Here is a 23,949-nt window from a genome sequence, read left to right as displayed (position 1 = left end):
GGTTTACTTGGAGAAGCGGAAGAACTTTTCGTTGCGGCCCTGTCGGACCAGCTTCAGCCACTGCAGGAACGCCTTGGGATCACGCTTGACGCCGACGAAGTACAGGCCGAAGCGCAGCACTTCGAGCGCGCCGATCTTGCGCATGCCCGGCTGCGACAGCAGGTATCCGCGGTTGCGGTAGGTGTAGTAGCGCTTGAACTCGTTTTCCGGGTCTTGCGCGTGGAACCGGCCGCCCAGCATCGGCTTGAACTCGTCCGAGCCGTCCGGGTGCAGGTACGTCGTCTTGAGCGAGGTCCCGAACGGCAGCCCCGACCGCACCAGGCGGCGGTGCAGCTCGACCTCGTCGCCGCGCAGGAACAGCCGGAGGTCCGGCACGCCGACGACGTCCAAAGTGGACGCACGGAACAGCGCGCCGTTCATCAGCGAGGCGATGCCGGGCAGGAAGTCCACGCCCAGCTCCTCGGACGAACGCTTCCACGTCAGCCCGCGGCGCAACGGGAAGGCGAGCTTGTCCGGGGTGTCGATGTTGACCACCATCGGCGAGATCTCGGCGAGGTCGCGCTTTTCCGCTTCGGACAACAGGATCGACAGCACGTTCTCGTCACCGGGCCTGCCGTCGTCGTCGGCGAGCCAGACCCAGTCCGCGCCCATCGCCAGCGCGTGCAGCATGCCGAGCGCGAACCCGCCCGCACCGCCGAGGTTGCGGTGCGAGGCGATGTACGTGTGCGGCAGCGGATAACCGCTGACGACGTCGCTCGCGGACTGCTCGGGCCCGTTGTCGACGACGATGAGGTGGTCGACCGAGTGCGTCTGCGCGGCGATGATCTTCAACGAGTCCGCGAGCTGCTCCCGCCGGTTCATGGTGACCACCACGCCGACCACCGAACCCGCGGCCATCGCCTCGCCGCTCACGTCACACCCCGCCGTTCGGCGCGGCGGTCTGAGCGGAGAGGCCGAGCCGCTCGATCGCCTCCTGGCTCATGTTCTCGAACGGGTCGCGGCCCTTGTACGCGGTGAGGACCTCTCGCAGCGAACCGTGCTGCTTGACGCGGCCTTCGTCCATCCAGATCGCCGAGTTGCACATCTCGATGAGCAGCTCGTCGGAGTGGCTGGCGAAGACGAGCAGACCGGACCGCTTGACGAGGTCCTTGAGGCGGTCACGGGCCTTGTTGAGGAACGCCGCGTCGACCGCGCCGATGCCCTCGTCGAGCAGCAGGATCTCCGGGTCGATCGAGGTGACCACGCCGAGCGCGAGCCGCACGCGCATCCCGGTGGAGTACGTGCGCAGCGGCATCGACAGGTAGTCACCGAGCTCGGTGAAGTCCGCGATGTCGTCGACTCGTTTGGTCATCTGCTTGCGGGTCATGCCGAGGTACAGGCCCCGGATCATGATGTTCTCGTAGCCGGAGATCTCCTGGTCCATGCCGACCCCGAGGTCGAACACCGGCGCGACCTTGCCGCGGATCCGCGCGGATCCCCGGGTGGGCTCGTAGATTCCGGACAGCAGGCGCAGCAGCGTCGACTTGCCGGCGCCGTTGTGGCCGACCAGGCCGATGCGGTCGCCTTCGTTGACCGAGATCGTCACGTCGTGCAGGGCCTGGATCACCGGCACCTTGCTCTCGGTGCCGATCTTGCCGCCGACCTTGCCGAGCACGCGCTTTTTCAGTGAACGCGTCTTCGCGTCGAAGATCGGGAAATCGACCGAAGCGTTCCAGACATCAATGCTGACCATTTGTTGTCACACCCAATAGGAGACGCGGGAACGGTAGTTGCGCAGGACGACCATCGCGAGGCTCCAGCCGAGGACGGTGAGCCCACCGACGACCACCCAGCTGTGCCAGTTGATCTCCGCGCCGATCAGCGGTGCGCGCACTACCTGGACGTAGTGGTAAAGCGGGTTCAGCTCGGCCACGTAACCACGCCAGCTGGCGGCGTTGGCGAACTTCTTCTCCAGGATATCGGTCGACCAGACGATCGGCGTCGCGAAGAACGCGAGGTTGATCAGGCTGCTGACCACCTGGGGAAGGTCGCGGAAGCGGGTCGAGATGATGCCGAAGACCACGGTCAGCCAGGCCGCGTTGAGCGCCAGCAGGAAGAAGCCCGGAATGGCGAGCAATGCCGTCCAGGACAGACCCGGCTGCGGGGTGCCGCCGGCGCTGATCGTGTAGCCGTGCTTGGTGATGGCGCCCCAGAACACGACGACCACGATGAGATAGATCAAGAAGTTGTGCGCGAGCATCAGCGTCTGGCGCCAGACCGTGCGGAACACGTAGATCGTGATCGGCGCGGGCAGATGTTTTATCAGCCCTTCGTTCGCGATGAAGGTTTCGGTGCCTTCGGTCACGCAGCCGAGGATGAAGTTCCACACGATGAAACCGGTGGTGATATACGGCAAAAAGGTCGAAATCGACGTATCGAGCAGCTGTGAATACAACAGCCCGAGGCCGAGCGCGGTGATGCCCTGGCTGATGGTGATCCAGAACGGGCCGATCACCGAGCGGCGATAACGCTGCTTGATGTCCTGCCAGCCCAGGTGGAGCCAGAGTTCCCGGCGGTTGAAACCGTCTTTGAGGTCGGCGACCGCGCGCGCGAAAGTCTTACTGTCCGACCGCGGCGGAACGGTGTCCGAGGCGGTGGCAGAGTCTTCGCTGGGCGCGTGAACCGTGCTGGTGGCGTGCACGAGATACGAGGGTACCCACGTGCGTAACGCTGCTCGGGGGTACCCGAGCAAGCACGGCCGGTCAGCACGCGCGACCGCGCCGCACGCCCGGGATGTACTGGTAGTTTCTCCCCTCATGACTGCAGTTTCCGGTGCTTCGAGCCTGATGGTGAATCTGCTCGCGGCCTACGCCGACCGCCCGGAGCCCCGCTCGGTCGCCGTCGTCGGCAATCAGCCGCTGCCGGAGGACCCGCAGCGCGCCAAGGCGGTCGACGCCTGCGACCTGGTGATCCGGGTCAACGGGTTCGTCCTCGACGAGCCCGGCGGCCCCGAGGTGGTGGGCAGCCGGGTGCACGTCGTGGTGTTCAACCGGGCCGTGCGCGCCACCCCGTACGTTTTCCGCGACTACCGCAAGCGGCTCTACCTGATGGTCGAGCCCGGCCGGCTGCACTGGGAGCCGGAAGCGATTCCGGCCTGGTGGCCCGAGGACCTCGGGTTCGTCCCGGTGTCCAACCGCGAAGTGACGTTGCCGCTGTCCGACGCGCTGGGCCTGGCCAGCCGCGAGCAGTCGAAGTGGTCCACGACCGGCACGATGGCCGCGTGGATCGCCCGTACCTCGTTCCCGACGGCGAACCTGCTGCTCACCGGGTTCTCCTTCATCGACGACCCCGACCAGACGTCGTGGGAGCATGCGGCCGGCGACTCCTGCATCGTCGGTCCCGAGCATCAGATCGCCGCCGAGGGCAGGCTGCTGGACTCATGGACCAAAACGGGCGACACCGATCTCCTGCGCTGACCCTTCCCGCTCGATTTACTTAAGGACCGTTTCCATGACTGCGAAATCACTGCTGCTGGGCAGGCTCATCAGGTTCGTCGACTTCCGGGTCACCGAGGGGCAGCGCGAGCTCGACGCGCGGATGAGCGAGCAGGAGCACTGCACGGTCGACCACCGCCGCCGGCTCGAGCTGATCGAAGAGAGCCTGCGGAAGGCGGACGACGAGCAGCACTGGACCCGCAACGAGCTCGACCGGCTGATGCCGCACGTCGCCGCGCAGGACGCGCGGATCGAGGACCTGCGTGAGCAGCTCAGCCTCGCGCCGTCGGCGGACTCCGCGGAGCAGGCAGAGTCGCGTTCGCTGATCGAGGAGATCCAGCGCCAGCACGCGCAGATCCGGGTCCGCCTCGCCGGAATCGCGCGGTACGAGGACAGGCTCCGCAAGCTCGAGGACCGCGAGAGCGCCTCCGTCGAGGCGTGAGCCATGGCTCCACCAGTTGCCCGCGAAGCCACCGAGTCGGACGCTGAACTCCTGCTCGAATGGCGAAATGACCCGCAGACCCGGGTCGTTTCGCGGACGACCGGGCTGATCCCGCTCGATCGGCACTTGGGGTGGCTTCGCGACGTGCTCGCGTCGCCGTCCAGGTTGCTGCTGGTGGTCGAGGTGGACAACGAGCCGGTGGGGACCGTCCGGTTCGACCACAACAGTGACCACAAAAACGGCGGCGACAGCTGGGAAGTCAGTATCACCGTCGCTCCGAAGCACCGCGGACGCGGCCTTTCCGGCGCGATGCTCGCCGCGGGTGAACGTATACTTACCCAGCGACAGCGTCCCGCGTACATCCTGGCCGGTGTCCATCGGGACAACGCGGCTTCGGCGGCGCTCTTCCAGCGCGCCGGTTACGTCGACGTGCCCGCGGCGGGGGAGTTTCGGCAGCTGCGCAAAACCCTGAGCTGACCCTGGCCACCGTCCCCGGAGGATCGACCACCGATGCCACCACCCGTTGTGATCGCGTCGTTGCGTGAAGCCACCGAAGCCGACATCGAGCTGATCTGGCGCTGGCGCAACCATCCCAAGGTCCGCGAGGTCAGCTTCACCACGCACGAGATCGGCATCGCCGAGCACCGGGCGTGGTTCGACGCGGTGGTCAAGAACCCGACCCGGCGCGTGCTGATCTACGCAGAGGGGGGTGTACCCGCCGGCGTGGTGCTCTTCAGCGACATCGATCCCGCAGCGAAAAGCGCCGAATGGGGCTTCTACCTCGACATCGACGGCCTCGGCAAGAACCTGCTGGCGGCGTGGATGCGGCTGGAGGGCGACGCGATCGACTACGCGTTCGACGTGCTCGGCGTCCAGACCCTGGGTGGGGCGACGCTCGCGTCGAACATCCAGGTGATCCAACTGCACCAGCGGTTCGGCTTTACCGAGACACGACGCTATGTTCGTGAGGTGGACGGCGAACCGCGCGACGTCGTGTGGACCGAGTTGGTCGCCGCCCACCGGAAGACCAGGAAGGGTTCCACCTCGAAATGACGGCCAGCAAAGAACTCCGGATCGGCGCCCACCTGATCGGCCCGGCACACCCGCCGTTCGTGATCGCGGAGATGTCCGGCAACCACAACGGTGAACTCGACCGCGCGCTCGCCATCGTCGACGCGATCGCCGAAACCGGCGCGCACGCGGTGAAGCTCCAGACCTACCGCCCGGACACGATCACCATTGACGTCGACACCCCGGATTTCCGGATCGGTGACACGCATTCGCTGTGGGGCGGCGAAAACCTGTACAAACTCTACGAGCGCGCGCACACGCCGTGGGAGTGGCACGAGCCGATCTTCGCGCGGGCCCGCGAGCGCGGCCTGGAGGCGTTTTCCAGCCCGTTCGACCCGACGGCCGTCGAACTCCTCGAGTCGCTGGGGGTGCCCGCGTACAAGATCGCGTCTTCGGAGATCGTCGACCTGCCGCTGGTCGAGCTGTGTGCTCGCACGGGCAAGCCGATGATCATTTCGACCGGTATGGCGAGCGTCGCGGAGATCGACGCGGCCGTCCGGACGGCCAGGGAGGCCGGCAACGACCAGCTGATCGTGCTCGGCTGCACGGCGAGCTACCCCGCGTCGCCGTCGGAGAGCAACCTTCGCGGGCTGCCTGTGCTCGCGGGTGTCACGGGCACGCTCGTCGGCCTGTCGGATCACACTCCGGGCATCGGTGCGCCGCTGGCCGCCGTCGCGCTCGGCGCTGTCGCGATCGAGAAGCACGTCACGCTCGCTCGCGGTGATGGCGGTGTCGACGCGGACTTCTCCCTTGAGCCGCACGAACTGGCTTCGCTCGTCACCGAGAGCCACCGCGCTTGGGAGGCTCTCGGCTCAGCCGTGATCGGCCCGCGCGAAAGCGAGAAGGAAGGACTCCGCTTCCGCCGCTCGCTGTACGTCGTCGAGGACGTCCGGGCCGGCGATGAGGTCACGCGCGGCAACGTCCGCTCGATCCGCCCGGCCGGCGGCCTGGCCCCCGGCGACATCGTGCACGTCCTCGGCCGCACCTTCCGCCAGGACGCCCCCAAGGGCACCGCGCTCACCTGGGACCTGGTGTAGCGGTCCGAAAGACCCTCAAGGCCACGACATGGCGACCCTCGCGGTGCGTTGAACGTCAATGCCTGGAACTTTGGAGGGCTGGCTGGTGCGGCAGGTCCTGTTTACGGCAGCAAGGACCGGGGCGAAGGGGTGCTGGCAGCGGAGGCAATGGCCAGTCACGTCGTGCAGGTGGTGATGGCGATGTGACTGCTGGGGCCCCTGACGGCACTTTCGGTACGGCAGGGGCGTTGTGAAGGCCTAGTTGAGTGCGCCTTACGCCGTGAAGGTGGCCTTCACGACACGTCACAACGTCACACCTGCCACATCAGCGACACCAGTCACAGCCACAGGACGCGACAGGCCCCGTGAACGTGCGTTAACCCGCGAACGTCCGGATGGCGTCGACAACGCGGTCGACGTCGTCGTCGGTCATGGACGGGAAGAGCGGCAGCGAGATTTCCTCGGCGTAGAACGCCTCCGCGTTCGGGCACATCCCCCGCCGGTAACCGAGGTCGGCGAACACCGGATGCCAGTACACCGGGATGTAGTTGACCTGCACGCCGATACCGGCCGCGCGCAGGTGGTCGAACATCGCGTGACGTCGTCCGCCGAGCACGCGCAGCGGGTACAGGTGCCACATCGGGTCGGCGCCGGGCCGGGTGACCGGGGTGCGGACGCCGTCGACGTCGGCCAGCGCGGCGTTGTAGCGCGCGTGAATCTCGGCGCGGCGCAGCTTGAACGCCGTGAGCCGCCGTAGCTGGCTGATGCCGAGCGCGCACAGGACGTCCGGCAGCCGGTAGTTCAGCCCGAACTCGTGGACTTCCTGGTGCCAGGCGCCCTCGTCCGGGAACCGCTGCGCACTCTTGTCGCGCACGAGACCGTGGTTTCGGAAACTGAACGCGCGCCGCAGCAGCTCATCCGACGTCGCCGCGACAGCGCCGCCCTCGGCTGTCGTGAGGTTCTTGGTCGGGAAGAACGAGAACGTCGTCAGGTCCGCGATGGAGCCGACCGGCCTGCCCTGCCACGAGCCGCCGACGGAATGCGCGGCGTCCTCCAGCAGCAGTGCGCCGGCCTCGTGGGCCAGGTCGTGCAGCTGGCCCAGCTCGGCCGGATGCCCGGCGTAGTCGACCGCCGCGACGACCTTGGTCCGGCTGGTCATCGCCGCTTTCGCCGCGGCGACGTCCAGGTTCGCGGTGTCCTCTTCGACGTCGGCGAAGACGATCTTCGCGCCCAGCAGCGACGCCGTGGCCGCGGTGGCCACGAACGTCATCGGCGAGGTCACGACCTCGTCGCCAGGTTCGATCCCAGCCGCGTAGTACGCGACGTGCAGCGCGGCTGTGCCGGACGTGACGGCGACTGTCGGCGTCCCGCCGGTGTACTCGGCGAGCCCCTCCTCGAAGCGCTTCACGCCGGGGCCGGTGGTCAGCCAGTCGCCGCGCAGGACCTCGGCGACTGCCTCGATGTCCTCTTCGACGACCGACTGGCGGCCGTAGGGCAGGAAATCCGCCGACATACTTTTTCCCGCGGAGGCGGCATCAGAGCTAGCCATACTGCTCGACCAGGTTGCGCAGCTCGTCGGCGTCGAGCCAGAGGTCGTTGCTGTCCGAGCGGTACGCGAAGCCGTCGGGCACGGGCTTGCCATCCGCCGGCGACTCGTAGCCCCAGCCCGCGATGTGCGGCTGGACGACGTAGCGGTCCGCGAGCTGCACGGTCCGCCGCGCGTCGTCGGGCGCGATCATCTCCTCGTGCAGCTTCTCCCCGGGCCGGACGCCGACCTCGTGCATCTCGCTGCCGGGTGCGATGGCCTGGGCCAGGTCGACCAGCCGCATGCTCGGGATCCGCGGCACGTACAGCTCGCCGCCGTTCATCTGGTCGAACGAGTCGATGACGAACTGCACGGCCTGCGGGAGGGTGATCCAGAAGCGGGTCATCTCCTTGTGCGTGATCGGCAGCGACTCGCCACGCTCGGCCAGCTTCCGGAAGAATGGGATCACACTGCCGCGCGAGCCCATCACGTTGCCGTAGCGGACCACGGAGAACCTGGTCTCGTACGCGGCCGCGTAGTGGTTGCCGCTGATGAACATGCGGTCCGCGCAGAGCTTCGTCGCGCCGTAGAGGTTGATCGGGCTCGACGCCTTGTCCGTGGACAGCGCGACGACCTTCTTCACCCCGGTCTCGATCGCGGCCTCGATGACGTTCTGCGAACCCATCACGTTGGTCTGGACGAATTCGAACGGGTTGTACTCACCGGTGTCGACCTGCTTGAGCGCCGCGGCGTGGACTACGTAGTCCACTTTGTGCATCGCGCGCTCGAGCCGGCGGCGGTCCCGCACGTCCCCGATGAACCACCGCAGCCGCGGGTCGTCGTTGAACAGCTGTCGTGCTTCGTACTGCTTGAGCTCGTCGCGGGAGAGCACGACCAGCCGGCTCGGGTTCAGTTCGGCGAGGGCGTAGGCGATGAACGCCTTGCCGAACGAACCGGTCCCGCCGGTGAGCAGGATGCTGGAGCCATCCAGCTCGGACATCGGTGACCTCCACGATCGGTGCGGATGAACGTCGGCCATCATGTCACTCATGTCTGGCTCCCCGGTCGTCAACGCCGTCATACAGGCGCGGGTCTCGTCGACGCGGCTCCCCGGCAAGGTGCTCCGGCCGCTCGGCGGCCGCAGCGTGCTCGGCTGGGTGATCCGGGCCGCCGCCGCGACTGTGGGCGTGGACCAGGTAATCGTGGCCACTTCCGATGCCCCGGACGATGACTCGGTCGCCCGCGAAGCGGAGGCTCATGGCGCCGGCGTGGTGCGCGGCCCGCTCGACGACGTGCTCGCCCGCTTCGCGCTCGCGTGCGAGCGGTACCCGGCGGACGCTGTGGTGCGACTCACGGCCGATTGCCCGCTGCTCGACCCCGAACTGATCGCCCAGCTGATCGCCCTGTGGCGCGCGCAGCCTTCGCTGGATTACCTGAGCACGACGTTGACGCGCACCCTGCCGCGTGGTTTCGACGCCGAGCTGGTGCGCTTCGACGTGCTCGCCGAGCAGGTGAAAGACGCCACCGGGTCCGCGCGCGAGCACGTCACGTCCGGCATCTACACGCAGCCGGAGCGGTATCGATGCGGCGGTGTGGTCGTCAGCCCGCCCGCCGAGGACCTGCGCGTGACACTGGACACCGTCGAGGATTGGGCCGTGCTGGAAGGCGTCGTCGCGGAGCTGGGTGATCGGGTGTCGGGCTGGCGCGAAGTCGTCGCCGTGTTGCGGGCGCGGCCGGAGCTGGCCGCGCTGAACGCCGAAGTCGAGCAGAAGAAGGTCGAGTCATGACGCGCTTGCTGTTGCGTGCCGACGCCTCGCCGGTGATCGGTGCCGGGCATATCTCCAGGGTCGTCGCGTATGCCGAACGAGCCGTCGCGCGCGGCTGGGCCGTGTCGTTCTCCGGCCGGACCGACAACGCCGAGTGGCTGGCCTCGCGGTTCGACGAGCTGGGCGTCCCGCGGCTCCAGCCGGCCGACGACGGGCCTGCGCTGGGCCGGCTCGCGGAGGACTTCGACGTGGTACTCGTCGACCACTACGAGCTCGGTGACCTGCGCAAAGACGTCAACAACGTGGGAGCGCTGCTGGTCTCGATCGAGGACGGCACGTTCGGCAGGAGGGCGGCTGACGTCGTCGCGGACTGCGGGTTCGCCCCGGCTCCGCGGCCCGAGGACGGCTCGCCGGTGCTGCTGCGCGGCGTCGCCTACGCGCCGCTGCGCGACGTCGTCCTCGCCGCGCGCGACAAGCGGCAACACGTGCGGCTCGACGGGCCATTGCGGGTGACGGTCGTGCTCGGCGGTGGCGGGGCGTGGGCAGGGGTGGTCAGCGCCATCCTGACGGCGCTGAGCGAGACAGGCTTGTCGTTTGCGGCGCGGGTGCTCGCGCGCGGCGACGTCACGGTCCCAGCGGCGTTCGACGGGCAGTCGTTCGAGGTCACCGGGCCGGGGACGAACCTGCACGACCTGCTCGTCGACACCGATCTCGCGGTGAGCGCGGCCGGGGTCACCCTGCTCGAACTGTGCTGTCTCGGCGTGCCGACAGCCGTCGTGCGGCTGGTGGACAACCAGGTCACCGGGTACCGCGGCGCACTGGACCACGGGCTCGCCGCCGGGATCGGCTCGGGGGAGTCGCTGCTCGCGGGCGGGCAGGAAGCCGGTTCCGTGCTGAGCGACCTGCTCAGCCGCTCGACCGAGCGCGAGCGCCTCGCCGCCACCGCCGCGGCCACCGTCGACGGCCTCGGCGCGGACAGGGTCCTGGACGCGGTGTCGGAAATACTGGCGTAGATCGAGGACTCATCCTGTCCGCGATGGGTCATAGCGTTGCCCTCATGAGCAACGACATCACCCCCTTCCGCATCCAGGTTCCGAAGGCCGACCTCGACGACCTGGCCGGAAGGCTGGGCAACATCCGCTGGCCCGACGAGCTGCCCGGGGCGGGCTGGCAGTTCGGCATCCCGCTGGACTACGTCAAGGAGCTCGCCGAGTACTGGCGGACGCGGTACGACTGGCGCGCCCAGGAGGAGCGGCTCAACGGCTTCGCCGGGTTCACCACGAACCTCGACGGCGCCAACGTGCACTTCCTGCACGTCCGGTCGCCTGAGGCCGACGCCAAGCCGTTGCTGCTCATGCATGGCTGGCCGGGGTCGATCGTCGAGTTCCTCGACGTCATCGGCCCGCTGTCCGACCCCCGCGCGTACGGCGGCGACCCGGCGGACGCGTTCCACGTCGTCGTCCCGTCGAGTCCCGGCTTCGGGTTCTCGGGGCCGACCACCGAGCCGGACTGGGGCACCAAGCGGATCGCGCCGGCGTACGTCGAGCTGATGCACCGGCTCGGGTACGAGCGCTTCGCCGCGCATGGCGGGGACTGGGGCGCGCTGATCGCTCGCGAGATCGGGCTGCGGTTCCCGGAGCACGTGATCGGGCTCCACCTGACGATGCTGGCGGGCGCGGGACCGTGGAGCGAAGCCGAGTTGGCCGACCTGACCGGGGACGAACTGACCGAGGCCAAGATTTCGCTGGAGCGCTCGACGCGGTTCCGGCAGGAGGAAATGGGCTACGCGATCATCCAGGGCACCAGGCCGCAAACGCTTGCGTACGGCCTGACCGACTCGCCCGTCGGGCAGCTGGCGTGGCTCGCGGAGAAGTTCAAGGAGTGGTCCGACTCGGTCGACGTGCCCGAGGACGCGATCGATCGGGACGACCTGCTGACCAACGTGATGCTGTACTGGATCACCGGGACCGCGAACTCGTCTTCGCGCATCTACGCCACACTCGGCGGCACCTGGGGCGGCAAAACCGAGAAGTCGACCGTGCCGACCGGCATCGCCGTGTTCCCCAAGGACACGGCCCGGCCCGTGCGTTCCTTCGCCGAGCGGACGGAGAACATCGTCGGTTGGTCGGAGTTCGACCGCGGCGGCCACTTCCCCGCCCTCGAAGAGCCGGACCTCGTCATCGCCGACGTCCGGGCTTTCTTCCGCACGCTGGGTTAGAGACTCGTGAGTGTTCCGGCCGGTTACTGTGCCCTGCGGGACACTCGCACCCGGGCGTGCCGGAACACTCACGAGTCCGTGACCTAGAGGTACTGCCCGGTGCCGCTGATGCTCGGGCCGTGGTTGCCCTCGGCGGACTGGCCGGGCGGCAGGCCACGGCGCATCTGCTCGAGCTGCACGCGGGCCGCCATCTGCTGGGTGAACAGCGCCGTCTGGATGCCGTGGAACAGGCCCTCGAGCCAGCCGACGAGCTGGGCCTGGGCGATGCGGAGCTCGGCGTCGGACGGGGTCGAGTCCTCGTCGAACGGCTGGATCAGGCGTTCCAGCTCGCCCTGCAGCTCCGGGGCCAGCGCGTTCTCCAGCTCGCGGACGGACGTCTCGTGGATGACGCGGACCCGGTTGCGGCTCGCGTCGTCGAGCGGCGCGGCGCGGACCTCTTCGAGCAGCTGCTTGATCATCGTGCCGATGCGCATCACCTTGGCGGGCTCTTCGACGAGGTCGCTGACCGAGTCGCCCGGCCCGCCCTCGACATCGCTGAGCGGGACGGTGCCGACCGGAGTGCCGTCCGGACCCACTACTACCACGTGGGGAGAGCCGTACTCGTCGTCGTCACCGGCTGTGCTCATTTTGTGGGAATTCGGCTCGGTCATGCGCTCCATCCTTGCCTAGCTCCAGCACGCTCCGTTTCGCGCACCTGTGCTCGGTCTCCGAGCGTAGCGGGAGTCGTCGCGCGGTGTGTTCACCAGGCCAACCCCGGAACACAGGGCGAAACAACGGCTCCGTACGGTGTCCCCCATGGCGTTCGACGTCGCTCGTATTCGTGGGCTGTTTCCCGCGCTGGGTGACGGCTGGATTCACTTCGATGGCGCTGCCGGAATGTTGGTTCCCGAGCAGGTCGCATCCGCGGTTTCGACGGCGATGCGGGCTCCGGTTTCTGGGCCAGGCGGGGCGTTTCCGGCCTCACAACGCGCGGAAAGCATCGTCACCGCAGCCAGGCGCGCGGTGGCGGACCTGGTCGGTGCCGACCCGGCCGGAGTCGTGCTCGGACCAAGTGCGTCCGTGCTCCTCCGGCGCCTTGTCGACGCCATGTCCGAGCGCTGGACGATCGGCGACGAGGTCGTCGTGTCGCGGCTCGACGAGCAGGCCAACCTCGCGCCGTGGCGGCAGGCGGCCAAGCGGGTCGGCGCGGTGGTGCGCTGGGGTGAGATCGACATCGAGACCTGTGAGCTGCCGGCCTGGCAGTACGAGAACCTGATCTCGGCTCGGACCAAGGCGGTGACCATCACCGCCGCCTCGGGTTCCGTGGGCACCCGCCCGGACCTGCCGACAGTCATCGAGTTCGCGAAGCGCGTCGGCGCGACGGTCGTCGTCGACGCGACCTACGCCGCGCCGTTCGTCCCGCTGGACCTGAACGAGCTCGGCGCCGATGTCATGGTCGTGTCCGCCCAGGGCTGGGGCGGGCCGGCGATCGGCGCGCTGGTGTTCCGCGACCCCGAGATGATCGAGCGGCTGCCCTCGGTGTCGCTGGAGGCGAACGCGCGCGGCGCGGCGCGGCTCGAGCTGGGTCCGCACGCGTACCCGTTGCTCGCTGGGCTGGTCTCTTCGGTCGACTACCTCGCGGGGCTGGACGACGCGGCCAGCGGGTCGCGGCGGGAGCGGCTCGTCACGTCACTGGGCTCGGCGAAGTCGTACCACGCGGGACTGCTCGCGCAGCTGTCCAGCGAGCTGCGATCGCTGCGGCACGTGATGGTGATCGGCGACGCGATGCGGCGGATCCCGGCGCTGGCGTTCGCGGTCGAGCACAAGAAAGCTCCCGAGGTCGCCGACTACCTGTCTTCGCAGGGGCTGTGCGCCTTCGCCGACGACGGCACGAGCGGTGTCTTCGCGTCGCTCGGTGTCGGTGAGGTCGGCGGCGCCGTTCGCATCGGGCTCGCGCACTATTCGAACGTCTTCGAGATCAACCAGCTCGTCAAAGTGCTCGAAGAACTCCGCTAGCGGGACGTGAAGGCCACCTTCACACCAGAACACGCAATGAAGGTGGCCTTCACGTCCAGTTTCAGCCCTTGGCCGCCAGCAGGATCTTGCCGAACACCGTGCCGTCTTCGAGCGCGCGGTGCGCGTCGGCGGCCTCGGCGAGCGGGAAGACCTGGCCGACGATCGGCTTGACCGAGCCCTGCTCGACCAGCGGCCACAGGCGCTCGCGCACATCGGTGACGATCGCGGCCTTCTCCTCGAGCGTCCGGGCGCGCAGCCCCGCCGAATAGACGCTCGCGCGCTTGGCCATCAGCTTGCCGATGTTGAGCTCGGCCTTGACCCCGCCCTGCATCCCGATGTTCACGAGCCTGCCGTCCATGGCCAGCGCGCTGATGTTCTTGTCCAGGTACGACGCGCCCATGTTGTCGAGGATGACGTCGGCGCCGCCGACCTTCTTCAGCTCCTCGACGAAGTCCTGCTCGCGATAGTTGATCAGGATGTCGGCGCCGAGCTGGCCGCAGCTCTCCAGCCGGGCCGCCGAGCCTGCCGTGACCGCGACCGTCGCGCCCAGTGCCTTGGCCATCTGGATCGCGTGCGTGCCGATCCCGCCCGCGCCGCCGTGCACGAGGAACACGTCGCCTTCGCCGAGCTTGCCGTACATGACGACGTTGGCCCACACCGTACAGGCGACCTCGGGCAGACCGGCCGCGGCGATCAGTTCGACCTCGGCGGGCACCGGCAGCAGCTGCCCAGCCGGGATGGTCACCTTTTCCGCGTAGCCGCCGCCGGCCAGCAGCGCGCACACCTCGTCGCCGACCTGCCAGCCCGAGACGCCCTCACCGAGCTCGGCGATCGTGCCGGAGCACTCGAGCCCGAGGTACTCGCTCGCGCCGGGCGGCGGTGGGTAGTGCCCCTGCCGCTGGAGGAGGTCCGCTCTGTTCACCGCGGTTGCGGCCACCTCGACGAGTACTTCGCCCGCCGCGGGAACGGGATCGGGGACTTCGGCCCATTCCAGTGCTTCGGGCCCACCTGGCTCACGAATCGTGATCGCGTACATGCCCCCGACCCTATCCCCGCGCCGCGCGGTACTCCGGATGACGCATTGACGGTCGGGACAAAATACGTGAAAGTGATTAAACATGCCCTTAGGGAGAAAAACCCCAATACTCGCAGCCGCGCTGTGTGCCGGTCTGACCCTGTCGATCGCACCCACCGCCGCCGCTGCCACGACCGGCCCCGCGCTCGCGAACCAGCTCGCGAACCAGCTCGTGAAGAAGGTCGACATCGGCGGGATCAACCGCCATCTCCTTGCGCTGCAACGCATCGCCGACACGAACGGCGGCAACCGCGCGGCCTCGACCGACGGCCACCGGAAGTCCGCCGAGTACATCGCCGGCAAGCTGACCGCAGCCGGCTACCAGGTCACCCGGCAGGAATTTCCCTTCACCTACAGCGAAACGCTGGCCGAGAAGCTGACCGTGGCGGGCGCCGCGGTGCCGATCACGGTGATGACGTACACCCCGTCCACCCCGGTCGGCGGCATCACCGCGCCCCTTTCCGTGGTCCCCGTCGACGAAACCCCGGGCTGCGACGCCGGCGACTACACCGGCGTCACCGGCAAGATCGTGCTGGTCAAACGTGGCGCGTGCACCTTCGCCCAGAAGCAGCAGACCGCGGCGGACGCGGGCGCGATCGGCGCGATCGTCTACAACAACACCGACGGCGCGCTGAGCGGCACACTCGGCGACCCGGCGGCAGCGAAGATCCCGACCGGAGGCGTCAGCCAGGCCGACGGCCTGGCTCTGGCCGCCAAGGACGGCACCTCGGTGACGCTGGAGCTGCGCGAGCTGCAGGAGCAGCGCACGAGCTACAACGTCATCGCCGAGACGAAAACCGGCCGCAAGGACAACGTCGTCATGCTCGGCGCGCACCTGGACAGCGTCCCGGCGGGTCCCGGCATCAACGACAACGGAACGGGTTCGGCGACGCTGCTGGAGACCGCGTTGCAGCTCGGCTCGAGCCCGAAGATCAACAACGGCGTCCGGTTCGGGTTCTGGAGCGCGGAGGAATTCGGGCTGGTCGGCTCGACGTACTACGTGCGTTCGCTGCCGTTCGAGCAGCAACTCGACATCGCGTTGTACATGAACTACGACATGGTCGGCTCCCCGAACGCCGGCTACTTCGCCTACGACGGCGACAACTCCGACGGCGTCGGCGCGGGCCCCGGACCGTACGGATCGGCGCAGATCGAGAAGACGCTGACCGACTTCATGGGTTCACGCGGCATCAAGACCGAGGGCACCGACTTCACCGGCCGCTCGGACTACGGCGAGTTCATCGCCGCCGGGATCCCGGCCGGTGGCCTCGACACCGGCGCCGAGGTGCTCAAGACCGACGCCCAGGCGAAGAAGTGGGGCGGTCGCGCGGGCGTTGCCTACGACCCCTGCTACCACCAGGCCTGCGACAACCTCGGCAACATCGACCGCGTCGTCCTGGACCACAACGCCGACGGCGTCGCGTGGGCCCTCGGCGTCTACGCGACCAGCACCGAGGACGTCAACGGCGTCTCCCCGGGCAAGGCCTCGAAGTCCCGCGCCGCCGCCCGCTCAGTGGCCCGCGTCGCCGCCCGCTCAGCCGCCCGCGTCGCGACGGTAACCACTGGTCCCGCAGCCGCCTGACCAGTCGCTAACCCAGGGTGCGGGCGCCGAAGGTGTCGCAACGGGTGGGGTCGCCGGTCTGGAAACCGGTGGTGAACCACTTCTCGCGCTGCTGGGACGTGCCGTGGGTGAACTGCGACTGGTCGACGTGGCCGCTGCCCAGCTTGGTCTGGATGTAGTCGTCGCCGATCCGGGACGCGGTGTCCAGCGCGCGGTTGATGTCGTCCTTGGTGATGTCGGCGACCAGCGGCTTTCCGCTGGAGGACGGGGTGGTGGTGGCGTGGTTGGCCCACACGCCGGCGTAGCAGTCAGCCTGCAGCTCGAGCCGCACCGAGCCCGAGGTCGGCCCGGTGCCACCACCCTTGCGGGACGTGCCGAGCAGGTTCTGGACGTGGTGGCCGTACTCGTGGGCGAGGACGTAGGCCTCGGTGAACGGGCCGCCCTGCGCGCCGAAGCGGGTCTTGAGCTCGTTGAAGAAGGACAGGTCGATGTAGACGTCCTTGTCGGCCGGGCAGTAGAACGGGCCGGTGTCCGAGGTCGCGTTCCCGCAGCCGGTGCGCACGTTGCCGCTGAAGAACTTCGTCGGGGCCTGGCGATAGGTCTGCCCGGATCGGGCGAGCTGGCCGGACCAGTAGTCCTGGATCGAGTTGATCATCGCGACGACCGCGCAGTCCTTGTTGCGGTTGGCGTCCTTGCCGGTCTTGCAGGTCTGCGACAACGACGTGTTGTCGATCTGCTGGCCGGAACCGAGGTTGCCCAGCCCGAGCCCGCCGGCGAGCTGCGTCGCCGGGGCACCGCCGAACTGGGAGAGCAGGAAGTAGATCACCAGCCCGACCACGCCGAGGCCACCGCCGCCGAGGGCGACCCTGCCGCCGATTCCGCCTCCGCCACCGCCGCCGCGCATGTCCTGGACTTCGGAGGTGTCCAGGGAGGCGTCATCGTCGAATCTCACACCGACAGGCTAGTGAAATACCTGAGTGCGGCCACCCGTCGGGGGCCGCACTCAGGGTTTCGAGGTTGAATTGGACGACGGTTGGCCGCTGCCGGGCCGACGCTGAGCACTGCCACCACGGTCGTTGAGGCCGGGGCGAAGCAGTCTCGAACAACGCCGAATGCGCGAGAAGGATTATCGAGCGCATGAGAAACCCACGCTCGTGCTGTTCACAATCACGACCGATTCAGGATCAATCCGCTCCGGTCGTGGGGACACAGCGGGCAGTCAACCGCGAGAAATCACCCGCCACGAAACCACCTACCCTTTCCCGGTTGGGGGCCCTGACCAGCGCACCGTGCCGGTTCGCCGTGTGCGGGTCCAACCATCCGATACCTCCACCATGCGCCTTTCCGCGCCGAGTCTCAACCATTTCGTAATCCCCTATTGGGCGATATTTCACTGTTTCGTCGCGCGGTCACATGGTGTAGGTGCCTGAAGTCGGATCGCGAGGACTCGGCCACGTCGCCGCACCAGCCGCCGATCAAGGTTCTAGGGTGCGTTCCATGAGTGTGGATCGCGACGACGTGCGCTGGCTGTCCGAGTCGGAGATGTCTGCCTGGCGTTCCTACATCGTGGCGACCCTTCGCCTGCGTCACCTGTTGCACCAGGAGCTGAGCAGCGAGCACGACGTGTCGCTGGTTGACTACGAGGTGCTGGTCTGTATGTCCCTGCAGCGGGACAAGCGGATGCGGATGACCGAGCTCGCGACCATGCTCGGCTCGACGAAGAGCCGGCTGTCCCATCAGGTCGGCCGGATGGAGGTCGCCGGGTACGTCCAGCGCGTCCGGGACCCGGACGACAAACGCGGGGTCGTCGCCGAGCTGACCGAAGCCGGCACCGCCCTGCTTGCCAGCGCGGCTCCGACCCACGTCGTCGGCGTCCGCACCCATCTGATCGACCTGCTGTCCCCGGAGGAGCAGGCCACCATCGCGACTGCCTTCCACCGGGTCGCGGAACACCTGTCCGACCTCGACACCTGACCCGTTAGGCTCAGGGCAGGGAAGCGTGGCAGAGCGGCCGAATGCGTTCGCCTTGAAAGCGAATGTACCGAAAGGTACCGGGGGTTCAAATCCCTCCGCTTCCGCCATGTAGTCAACGTTCGAACCCCCGGTCAGGATCTCCTGACCGGGGGTTTTTGTGTCCTCGGAACCGTCCCAGATCGTCGCCAGACGGCGGACGGGCGTGTCCGCCCACTTCCACCCGTCACGTCGTTCGTGCCGTCAGGACGCGCCTGGGCGCCTTCTTGCCGTCCGTCATCGGCCGGGTGCGCCGTCTCGACACGCGCCATCAGCGCAGCAAACGGCTGGTTGAGGTCGCCTTCCTGCACGCTGCCGTCCTCAGCGATGTAGAGCTTCTTGAAAAATCCCTGGTTGAACTGCCGACGAATGGCCGGTACTGCTTCCCGATACGCGTCCGCGCACTGCCCGGCGATTTCTAGCGCCCGCCCGAGCTGGCTCTCCAGTTCGACGACGCTGGCACTCGCCACGGACAGTTCCCGCTCGGCTGAGCCGACGTCTGCTGTCAGGCGGGTCATCTCCGTCTTGAGCATGTCCTGCGGGATGGCACCCTCGTAGTGGGCGGTCAGCAGCTTCTGTCGCTGATCTTGCGCTTGCACGAGGCGGCGTCGGCTCCGCGCCATGTCCGTTTCGGCCACCGCTTGGATGCGTGCGAACTCCTCGCCGACCGATTGTTGGATGCTCTCAAGCTGCTCGGCCGGTACTTCGAACTGGAGGTAGAACTCCTCGACACCTACTTCGACGCGCTTGACCGCCAGCGCGCGCCGCGTGCAGTCGTTGCGCTTGCGGTGTCGGCCGATGCACACGAAGTAGTCGTATGTGCCGCCCTTCCCCTTGTTCCGACTGAAGATCAGGCGCGACCCGCAGTTGCCGCACCAGATACTGCCCTTGAGGTAGTGGCTGTGGAGGAACTCCTTCTCGCCCGCGAAGTTGTGGGCTTCAAGGGTTTGCTGCACCAGCAGCCAGGTTTGAAGGTCGACAAGCGGTTCGTGGGTGCCTTCGTAGTAGGCACCCTGGAATGGCACGGTTCCGGTGTAATAGGCGTTGGTGAGTATCTTGTACAGCCCGTTGATACTGATCGGCTTACCCGCGAAGTTGGTCAGCCCCTTGTCGATCAGCTCCAGCCGAAGCGTGGCGAGCGACCAGTTTCCCGAGGCGTACTCCTCGAACGCCCAGCGAATGAGCGGGCTGCGTTCCGGGTCGACCTCCACCCAGCGGATGTCAGCGACGCCCTCGAAGCGCCGCTTGTTGAGGTAGCCGATCGGCGCCCGGTACGGCGTGCCGCCTGCTTGAGCTTTCTTCGACAACCCCTTCATGACCTCGATGGCCAGGTTATCCGAGTACAGCTGAGCAAGCCCGGCTTGAATGGTGTAGTTGAACTTCCCTTGCGGCGAATCGTCGATCAGGTCTACGACCGACAGGAGCCGGGCTCCGGCGGCGCTGATGGCGTCGTTGATCTGGTGGTCGTCACGGGTATTGCGCGCCAGACGGTCGATCTTGTGGACGATGACCCAGCCAACGCCCTGTGCGCGCAAGTCGCGGAGCATCCGCTGCAGCTGCGGCCGGTTGGCGGACTTCGCGGAATGTCCAGCGTCGACATACTCTTCAACGACCGCCAGCCCCAGCGCCTCAGCCTTTCGGTGACAGGCGTCCCGCTGGTACGGGATTGAGTACCCCTCGGCCGTTCCACCGACACGCGCTTGTTCTTCGGTGCTTACACGCAGGTAGATGACCGCGCGATCGGAGCGCTTGGCTCGGGTGTGGTTCTCCGTTGTTGTGGTCAGGCGTGCACGGATGGCATCGGCGGTTGTGCCCTCCGATGAAGCTGACCGGGCGGCCTTTTTCGTGCCCGTGTAGCGCTCTGAGCGCGCTTGTCGAACCTGGCTGCTGAGCGGCTGGATTCGGAAGTCTTCGCTAAGACCTTGGTCGTCAGCGTCGTAGTCCGGCGTGTTATTGCTTTCCTTGTTCATGATTTCTCCTTTGATAAATTAGTTGTTCAGCAGGGGCGGATTCAGGGGGTTGCAGGGTTGCGGTGGCGGCTGGTCGGGAGTGTCGTTGCCGTAGTAGGTGTGCACGAAGCGCTCCACGGTCGCGACGCCGGTGATGGTGGTAATGGCGGCACCGCAGGCATGTAGGCGGTACTCGATGTAGGCAAGCTGCTGCATACTCCGACCCAAACGCGCGTAGTCCCAGACGACGACATGGCCGACGTCGCGTAGCCTTTCCAGGTCAGTCAGCAGTTGGTTGAGTGCCGGTTGCTGGTGGAGTCGGGCTGCAACCGCATAGTCGTTGTACTCGCTGACGACGGTCAGCCCGAATTTGTCAGCGATCCGTTGGCATTGATACCGCTGAAGAGGTGCGCGATTTCCGCGCAGGTAGATGACCGCCCGGTTTTCTGGTTCAGTTTGTTTCATAGTTCTTCCTTTCTCTGAATTTCCCTATTGCCTCTCCCGTCAATTTTTCCAGCGCATGTCTTGTGTGCCAAGAAAGGACAGGCTGTCCTCGTGTCGAAAACCTCAGTTCTTACCTGTTGACTGTCGTGCTGTGGTTATTGCAGCGCAGACCCATTTTCTTATGTGGCGAACAAGTTGTGTAGGCCACAGGTAGTGCTTCACGAGCACTACCTGTGGCCGTATCCGCTACTCCTTCTCGGGAGCGCGGCGGGTGCGGCTCGGCTTCGTCGTCTCGGCTGTTGCCGAATCGTCCGTGGCCGGCGCCGCGGCGGCGTCAGGCTCTGGGCTGGCCTCGCCGAACAGTCCTTCGATCGCCGCCTTGCGGGCAGCGGCTTCTTCCTCGATCTCGGCCAGTGCCGTAGCGGCACGCTGGTTGAAATCGGGCTCAGACCGCTTGTGAGCGACGTAGAACTCCACGGCTCGGAGCACGGCAACGCTGAGGTTGATGCCGTCCAGCTGCGCCACCAGCGCAAACTGGGCGTGCAGCCCTGGTGGCAGCTTGATTCCGAGCGTCTTGACGCCGTTTTTTCCGGTGGGATCAGTCACGACTGATCTCCTTCCTCGGTGTGGTGTGACCGCCCATGTCCGCGAGTTGCGGAGCGTGGTGAGCGGCCACAGGCCACCGAGGAGTGGCCTGCTGAGCGGGTCAGCGTAAGAAGACATGGGTTTTGCCGTCCAGGCCGTCGACGATGTCCCACTTGGCACGGGCGTCGTCGGCGAACTTGGCGTAGTCGATGCCCACGTACGGCCGGAGCTGCGGATCAACGGCACGGTCGAGCTGTAGATCCCAGTCGAGATCTTCGCCGACCGCCTGCGCCCAGGCCTCGGCCGAGTCGAAGCTGCCAACGTGCAGGTCATCAAAACTGTCGAGCGCTTCGGCGTCACGGGTGTCGATGACGCTGAGGTAGGCGGCGTACGGCGCGCCGTACCGCTGGATGTTGCGCCCGATCACCGCGACGGTGGCGATCGGCGCGTGCTCCTCGACGCCGTAGCCCTCGAAGCCGCGGTGTTCGCGGATGACGTAGCGGTCGGCTCCGACAACCGGTGAGGCCGCCAGCATGGCGACCACCTGTGTCTGGATGTCGGTCAGGTCGTCGGTGGTGTCGATCCAACGACCATGCAACTGCCCGGCCTCCTCGGCGGCTTCGCAAGCTACGTAGATCCGCGGGGCTTGGCCGGGGAGCAGTTCGTCACTGCGGCGCCGGTCGCGTTCAGCCTGATCGAACTCGACGACGGTTTCGGCATCGTCAGGGTTCAGACCGGCGTCGACGAGCCGTTCGAGCTGGGCGCGGTTGTGTCGTCGTTCTCTGGATGCCTCGATCCGAGCGTTTTCTATGTGTGCTTGTTGCTCGGGGTCGTCGGTGCCGTAGCTGTTGACGCCGCTGCGGACTTCTGGGGTGTTGTCACCTCCGTGGTTGGGGTTGTGGGGTGTGCGTTCCATGATCAGATTCCTCCTTTGGTTTTCTTGGTGTTCTTGTGCCCGATTCGCCAGTCCGCGAGCCGCTTTTCTGCGAGCGCGGCGTACTCCGGGTTCAACTCGATGCCGATCCAGTCCCGCTCGTGCTCCTCCGCGGCGACGGCCACCGTGCCGGAGCCCAGAAACGGATCGAGCACGATGCCCCGCCGCCACTCGCTGTGGGCGCAGACAGGACGAAGCGCGCCGGTAGCCAGGCGACGATCGCCCAACATCTGGGGTGCGCGCTGCCACGGCTGTCCACAAGTTGTGCACAGCCGCTGTGGACAGGTCGCCAAGATGGGTCGGCGGACAAGCTCCACAGGGAACGTGGCGAAGTGCGCGCCCCGGTAGCTGCCCGTTGCCAGCGACCAGACGTCGCCCGGATTCTTACCCAGCGGATGGCTGTCACGTCCTTCGCTCTTGAGCGTCGCCAGGCCGTGGTTGAGGTCGATCCGCGGCGACGTGCCGCCACCGAGTGCGGGCACCGCCTGGCGTGGCAGGTAGTGGCCGACGCGGCTTCGCCCTTTGGTGGGTCGTCCGTTCTTTGGTATCTCGCGGATGGCGTCAAGGTCGAAGTGGTAGTTCGCCTGCTTGGTGAAGAAGTAGACGAACTCATGCGTCGTGGTGAACCGGTCGCCGACGCTCGACGGCATCGGGTTCTTCTTCGCCCACACGACTTGGTTACGGAGCAGCCATCCGGCCTCGGTCATCCGAAGTGCCACCCGCTGCGGTCCAAGCAGCAGGCTCTTCTTGACGGCTCCTTCTCGCGGGTGGCGGCTGTACCCGTCCCCAAGGTTGAGGAAGAGGCTGCCGCCGGGGGTGAGGACGCGCCAGAGTTCGGCGCAGACCGCTGCGATGTCGGCCGCCCAATCGTCGACGTGGGCTTCCGCCCCTATCTGGTCGGCGTGGCCGTAATCGCGCATCGCGAAGTACGGCGGCGACGTGACGATGCAGTCCACCGAGGCGTCCGGAAGCTCCTTGAGCCGCTGGCGGACGTCGCCGACGAGTATCTGGTTACGGGGTAGCGGTGTGTTGGGGTTCATAGGGCACCTCCTTCGGTGGGTTGGTGGATAAGGCGGCTGACGGCGTCGCTGGTGAGGGCGACGGTGAACAGCGCATGGGCGTCGGCGGGCAGACGGCGGATGGTGTGGGCGATCGCCTCCAGCCGGTGGCGGTCGGGAACGAGCCACCACACCAGCGGGAAGACCCCGTGCGTCTGCTGTTCCTGGCCCGTGCGGAAGTAGTCGAGGTAGACCCGGCACTTGCGGAAAATGGTCGGCAGGCTCTCGGTGTCCTTGTCTACCTCGATGAAGTGGCTGAGCTCGTATTCGCCGACGTTCATCCGCACGAACATGTCCGGCTTGAGGATGCGTTGCTCACCGCCGAGGCCGACGAACCGGCGCCAGGCACCTGGTTCAGCCCGCAGTTCCTCGATCTCGCAGAGGCCGGCGCGTTCCTGTTCCCGGAGTTCGACCGCAAGCTCGCTGACTGTTAGAGCGTGTGCCGCGAAAGCCGGTTTGGTGTCATAGACCCGGCGGTGGCGCTGCGGGGTCTGGTGGTCGAGGTCGAGTACGGCATGTCCCCACCCGCCAAGGCCGTAGGTGTGGCTCTGTGAGCCCGCGTCCTCTCCGCCGATCGAGCGGTGGTGGTCGAGGCGGACGATGAGTTTCTGCTGGGTGAGGCGCTGCAAGGCGGCGCGCGCCTTGCGGGTCTGGGTGTCGCGCTGGCCCTCCGAGAATAGAAGTCTCCGCAGTTGGGCACCTTGCATGAGCCTGAATTCGAGCAACGTGCGCAGGATGGCGATATCCCTCGGCCCCAGTTGCCGGGCCAGCCTGCGGGCGAGCGCTCGGCCGCTCATTGGAGACCTCCAGGAGTGGCAGAGTGTCGC

25 protein-coding genes and 1 tRNA gene are annotated in these 23,949 nt (G+C 67.1%); 12 read left to right on the top strand and 14 right to left on the bottom strand.

Annotation, left to right across the window (positions count from 1 at the left end; genetic code table 11):
* Positions 1 to 3: 3 nt before the first annotated feature.
* The 3 genes from JWQ81_RS31355 to JWQ81_RS31345 are packed head-to-tail and all read right to left on the bottom strand — an operon-like array spanning position 4 to position 2,680.
* On the bottom strand, positions 4 to 897 hold the full coding sequence (locus JWQ81_RS31355) for a glycosyltransferase family 2 protein (RefSeq protein WP_297547641.1): 894 nt from the start codon (positions 895 to 897) through the stop codon (positions 4 to 6).
* A 16-nt stretch (positions 898 to 913) separates the two neighbouring features.
* Positions 914 to 1,732: an ABC transporter ATP-binding protein gene (locus JWQ81_RS31350; protein WP_297547325.1), complete on the bottom strand. Its 819-nt coding sequence runs from the start codon at positions 1,730 to 1,732 to the stop codon at positions 914 to 916.
* A 6-nt stretch (positions 1,733 to 1,738) separates the two neighbouring features.
* Positions 1,739 to 2,680 (bottom strand): ABC transporter permease, encoded by a 942-nt coding sequence (locus tag JWQ81_RS31345; RefSeq protein ID WP_297547324.1) that lies wholly within the window; start codon positions 2,678 to 2,680, stop codon positions 1,739 to 1,741.
* A gap of 145 nt (positions 2,681 to 2,825) precedes the next feature.
* Here JWQ81_RS31345 and JWQ81_RS31340 point away from each other — a divergent pair, with 145 nt between their 5' ends.
* Genes JWQ81_RS31340 through pseI form a run of 5 tightly spaced genes read left to right on the top strand, consistent with a single transcriptional unit; the run spans position 2,826 to position 6,023 of the window.
* On the top strand, positions 2,826 to 3,455 hold the full coding sequence (locus tag JWQ81_RS31340; protein ID WP_297547640.1) for a hypothetical protein: 630 nt from the start codon (positions 2,826 to 2,828) through the stop codon (positions 3,453 to 3,455).
* A gap of 34 nt (positions 3,456 to 3,489) precedes the next feature.
* Positions 3,490 to 3,915 carry a hypothetical protein gene (locus tag JWQ81_RS31335; protein ID WP_297547322.1) on the top strand — a complete coding sequence of 142 codons (426 nt, stop codon included), beginning with the start codon at positions 3,490 to 3,492 and terminating at the stop codon, positions 3,913 to 3,915.
* Positions 3,916 to 3,918: 3 nt separating this feature from the next.
* Complete coding sequence (locus tag JWQ81_RS31330; protein ID WP_297547320.1) at positions 3,919 to 4,392, top strand: GNAT family N-acetyltransferase; 474 nt, start codon at positions 3,919 to 3,921, stop codon at positions 4,390 to 4,392.
* Positions 4,393 to 4,425: 33 nt separating this feature from the next.
* Positions 4,426 to 4,968: a UDP-4-amino-4,6-dideoxy-N-acetyl-beta-L-altrosamine N-acetyltransferase gene (gene pseH / locus JWQ81_RS31325; RefSeq protein WP_297547318.1), complete on the top strand. Its 543-nt coding sequence runs from the start codon at positions 4,426 to 4,428 to the stop codon at positions 4,966 to 4,968.
* Positions 4,965 to 6,023: a pseudaminic acid synthase gene (gene pseI, locus JWQ81_RS31320; RefSeq protein ID WP_297547316.1), complete on the top strand. Its 1,059-nt coding sequence runs from the start codon at positions 4,965 to 4,967 to the stop codon at positions 6,021 to 6,023. The genes pseH and pseI overlap by 4 nt, the downstream gene beginning before the upstream one ends.
* Before the next feature lie 355 nt (positions 6,024 to 6,378).
* On the opposite strand, the gene JWQ81_RS31315 is transcribed toward pseI, so the two are convergent.
* Both JWQ81_RS31315 and pseB read right to left on the bottom strand, forming a co-directional pair.
* Positions 6,379 to 7,515, bottom strand: coding sequence for an aminotransferase class I/II-fold pyridoxal phosphate-dependent enzyme (locus JWQ81_RS31315; protein ID WP_297547314.1), 1,137 nt, complete (start codon positions 7,513 to 7,515; stop codon positions 6,379 to 6,381).
* 28 nt (positions 7,516 to 7,543) lie between these two features.
* Positions 7,544 to 8,527, bottom strand: a complete 984-nt coding sequence (gene pseB / locus JWQ81_RS31310) for a UDP-N-acetylglucosamine 4,6-dehydratase (inverting) (protein WP_297547313.1) — start codon at positions 8,525 to 8,527, stop codon at positions 7,544 to 7,546.
* A 40-nt stretch (positions 8,528 to 8,567) separates the two neighbouring features.
* Between pseB and JWQ81_RS31305 the strand changes: the two genes are divergently transcribed.
* The 3 genes from JWQ81_RS31305 to JWQ81_RS31295 are packed head-to-tail and all read left to right on the top strand — an operon-like array spanning position 8,568 to position 11,511.
* Entirely contained in the window at positions 8,568 to 9,314 is a 747-nt protein-coding gene (locus JWQ81_RS31305) for a glycosyltransferase family protein (protein WP_297547311.1), read from the top strand.
* On the top strand, positions 9,311 to 10,306 hold the full coding sequence (locus JWQ81_RS31300; RefSeq protein WP_297547309.1) for a spore coat protein: 996 nt from the start codon (positions 9,311 to 9,313) through the stop codon (positions 10,304 to 10,306). Before JWQ81_RS31305 ends, JWQ81_RS31300 begins: the two co-directional genes overlap by 4 nt.
* A gap of 44 nt (positions 10,307 to 10,350) precedes the next feature.
* Positions 10,351 to 11,511, top strand: a complete 1,161-nt coding sequence (locus JWQ81_RS31295; RefSeq protein ID WP_297547308.1) for an epoxide hydrolase family protein — start codon at positions 10,351 to 10,353, stop codon at positions 11,509 to 11,511.
* 83 nt (positions 11,512 to 11,594) lie between these two features.
* On the opposite strand, the gene JWQ81_RS31290 is transcribed toward JWQ81_RS31295, so the two are convergent.
* Positions 11,595 to 12,170, bottom strand: coding sequence for a bacterial proteasome activator family protein (locus JWQ81_RS31290; RefSeq protein WP_297547306.1), 576 nt, complete (start codon positions 12,168 to 12,170; stop codon positions 11,595 to 11,597).
* A 136-nt stretch (positions 12,171 to 12,306) separates the two neighbouring features.
* On the opposite strand from JWQ81_RS31290, the gene JWQ81_RS31285 reads away from it, so the two are divergent.
* Positions 12,307 to 13,506: a cysteine desulfurase-like protein gene (locus tag JWQ81_RS31285; RefSeq protein WP_297547305.1), complete on the top strand. Its 1,200-nt coding sequence runs from the start codon at positions 12,307 to 12,309 to the stop codon at positions 13,504 to 13,506.
* Positions 13,507 to 13,567: 61 nt separating this feature from the next.
* Here the strand turns inward: JWQ81_RS31285 and JWQ81_RS31280 are convergent, their stop codons facing one another.
* On the bottom strand, positions 13,568 to 14,542 hold the full coding sequence (locus JWQ81_RS31280; RefSeq protein ID WP_297547303.1) for an NAD(P)H-quinone oxidoreductase: 975 nt from the start codon (positions 14,540 to 14,542) through the stop codon (positions 13,568 to 13,570).
* 82 nt (positions 14,543 to 14,624) lie between these two features.
* On the opposite strand from JWQ81_RS31280, the gene JWQ81_RS31275 reads away from it, so the two are divergent.
* Positions 14,625 to 16,163, top strand: coding sequence for a M28 family metallopeptidase (locus JWQ81_RS31275; RefSeq protein WP_297547302.1), 1,539 nt, complete (start codon positions 14,625 to 14,627; stop codon positions 16,161 to 16,163).
* 7 nt (positions 16,164 to 16,170) lie between these two features.
* Here the strand turns inward: JWQ81_RS31275 and JWQ81_RS31270 are convergent, their stop codons facing one another.
* Entirely contained in the window at positions 16,171 to 17,094 is a 924-nt protein-coding gene (locus tag JWQ81_RS31270) for a neutral zinc metallopeptidase (protein WP_297547301.1), read from the bottom strand.
* Positions 17,095 to 17,639: 545 nt separating this feature from the next.
* On the opposite strand from JWQ81_RS31270, the gene JWQ81_RS31265 reads away from it, so the two are divergent.
* Both JWQ81_RS31265 and JWQ81_RS31260 read left to right on the top strand, forming a co-directional pair.
* Entirely contained in the window at positions 17,640 to 18,116 is a 477-nt protein-coding gene (locus tag JWQ81_RS31265; RefSeq protein ID WP_297547300.1) for a MarR family transcriptional regulator, read from the top strand.
* Between the two features lie 19 nt (positions 18,117 to 18,135).
* Positions 18,136 to 18,223 (top strand) — tRNA-Ser (locus JWQ81_RS31260).
* A 24-nt stretch (positions 18,224 to 18,247) separates the two neighbouring features.
* Here JWQ81_RS31260 and JWQ81_RS31255 read toward each other — a convergent pair.
* The 6 genes from JWQ81_RS31255 to JWQ81_RS31230 all read right to left on the bottom strand — a co-directional run bounded on the left by JWQ81_RS31255 (position 18,248) and on the right by JWQ81_RS31230 (position 23,919).
* Positions 18,248 to 20,122, bottom strand: a complete 1,875-nt coding sequence (locus tag JWQ81_RS31255) for a recombinase family protein (RefSeq protein WP_297547299.1) — start codon at positions 20,120 to 20,122, stop codon at positions 18,248 to 18,250.
* 18 nt (positions 20,123 to 20,140) lie between these two features.
* Positions 20,141 to 20,566 carry a recombinase family protein gene (locus JWQ81_RS31250; RefSeq protein WP_297547298.1) on the bottom strand — a complete coding sequence of 142 codons (426 nt, stop codon included), beginning with the start codon at positions 20,564 to 20,566 and terminating at the stop codon, positions 20,141 to 20,143.
* A 225-nt stretch (positions 20,567 to 20,791) separates the two neighbouring features.
* Positions 20,792 to 21,151 (bottom strand): hypothetical protein, encoded by a 360-nt coding sequence (locus JWQ81_RS31245; protein WP_297547296.1) that lies wholly within the window; start codon positions 21,149 to 21,151, stop codon positions 20,792 to 20,794.
* A gap of 100 nt (positions 21,152 to 21,251) precedes the next feature.
* Complete coding sequence (locus tag JWQ81_RS31240) at positions 21,252 to 22,046, bottom strand: antirestriction protein ArdA (RefSeq protein WP_297547294.1); 795 nt, start codon at positions 22,044 to 22,046, stop codon at positions 21,252 to 21,254.
* Positions 22,047 to 22,048: 2 nt separating this feature from the next.
* Positions 22,049 to 23,104 carry a site-specific DNA-methyltransferase gene (locus JWQ81_RS31235; RefSeq protein WP_297547293.1) on the bottom strand — a complete coding sequence of 352 codons (1,056 nt, stop codon included), beginning with the start codon at positions 23,102 to 23,104 and terminating at the stop codon, positions 22,049 to 22,051.
* Positions 23,101 to 23,919, bottom strand: coding sequence for a replication-relaxation family protein (locus tag JWQ81_RS31230; protein WP_297547291.1), 819 nt, complete (start codon positions 23,917 to 23,919; stop codon positions 23,101 to 23,103). The genes JWQ81_RS31235 and JWQ81_RS31230 overlap by 4 nt, the downstream gene beginning before the upstream one ends.
* Between the last annotated feature and the right edge of the window lie 30 nt (positions 23,920 to 23,949).

This window comes from Amycolatopsis sp. (assembly GCF_025464955.1).
GTDB lineage: Bacteria > Actinomycetota > Actinomycetes > Mycobacteriales > Pseudonocardiaceae > Amycolatopsis.
Note: the sequence above shows the minus strand (reverse complement) of the source record. Positions and strands in the feature narration are given on the sequence as shown.

Coding starts and splice junctions, on each gene's coding strand:
- JWQ81_RS31350 (WP_297547325.1), bottom strand. CDS start 1,732: ATGGTCAGCATTGATGTCTGGAACGCTTCGGTCGATTTCCCGATCTTC.
- JWQ81_RS31285 (WP_297547305.1), top strand. CDS start 12,307: ATGGCGTTCGACGTCGCTCGTATTCGTGGGCTGTTTCCCGCGCTGGGT.
- JWQ81_RS31315 (WP_297547314.1), bottom strand. CDS start 7,515: ATGTCGGCGGATTTCCTGCCCTACGGCCGCCAGTCGGTCGTCGAAGAG.
- pseB (WP_297547313.1), bottom strand. CDS start 8,527: ATGTCCGAGCTGGATGGCTCCAGCATCCTGCTCACCGGCGGGACCGGT.
- JWQ81_RS31240 (WP_297547294.1), bottom strand. CDS start 22,046: ATGGAACGCACACCCCACAACCCCAACCACGGAGGTGACAACACCCCA.
- JWQ81_RS31355 (WP_297547641.1), bottom strand. CDS start 897: ATGGCCGCGGGTTCGGTGGTCGGCGTGGTGGTCACCATGAACCGGCGG.
- JWQ81_RS31230 (WP_297547291.1), bottom strand. CDS start 23,919: ATGAGCGGCCGAGCGCTCGCCCGCAGGCTGGCCCGGCAACTGGGGCCG.
- JWQ81_RS31255 (WP_297547299.1), bottom strand. CDS start 20,122: ATGAACAAGGAAAGCAATAACACGCCGGACTACGACGCTGACGACCAA.
- JWQ81_RS31235 (WP_297547293.1), bottom strand. CDS start 23,104: ATGAACCCCAACACACCGCTACCCCGTAACCAGATACTCGTCGGCGAC.
- pseH (WP_297547318.1), top strand. CDS start 4,426: ATGCCACCACCCGTTGTGATCGCGTCGTTGCGTGAAGCCACCGAAGCC.
- JWQ81_RS31335 (WP_297547322.1), top strand. CDS start 3,490: ATGACTGCGAAATCACTGCTGCTGGGCAGGCTCATCAGGTTCGTCGAC.
- JWQ81_RS31295 (WP_297547308.1), top strand. CDS start 10,351: ATGAGCAACGACATCACCCCCTTCCGCATCCAGGTTCCGAAGGCCGAC.
- pseI (WP_297547316.1), top strand. CDS start 4,965: ATGACGGCCAGCAAAGAACTCCGGATCGGCGCCCACCTGATCGGCCCG.
- JWQ81_RS31290 (WP_297547306.1), bottom strand. CDS start 12,170: ATGGAGCGCATGACCGAGCCGAATTCCCACAAAATGAGCACAGCCGGT.
- JWQ81_RS31280 (WP_297547303.1), bottom strand. CDS start 14,542: ATGTACGCGATCACGATTCGTGAGCCAGGTGGGCCCGAAGCACTGGAA.
- JWQ81_RS31330 (WP_297547320.1), top strand. CDS start 3,919: ATGGCTCCACCAGTTGCCCGCGAAGCCACCGAGTCGGACGCTGAACTC.
- JWQ81_RS31265 (WP_297547300.1), top strand. CDS start 17,640: ATGAGTGTGGATCGCGACGACGTGCGCTGGCTGTCCGAGTCGGAGATG.
- JWQ81_RS31275 (WP_297547302.1), top strand. CDS start 14,625: ATGCCCTTAGGGAGAAAAACCCCAATACTCGCAGCCGCGCTGTGTGCC.
- JWQ81_RS31250 (WP_297547298.1), bottom strand. CDS start 20,566: ATGAAACAAACTGAACCAGAAAACCGGGCGGTCATCTACCTGCGCGGA.
- JWQ81_RS31340 (WP_297547640.1), top strand. CDS start 2,826: ATGGTGAATCTGCTCGCGGCCTACGCCGACCGCCCGGAGCCCCGCTCG.
- JWQ81_RS31305 (WP_297547311.1), top strand. CDS start 8,568: ATGTCACTCATGTCTGGCTCCCCGGTCGTCAACGCCGTCATACAGGCG.
- JWQ81_RS31300 (WP_297547309.1), top strand. CDS start 9,311: ATGACGCGCTTGCTGTTGCGTGCCGACGCCTCGCCGGTGATCGGTGCC.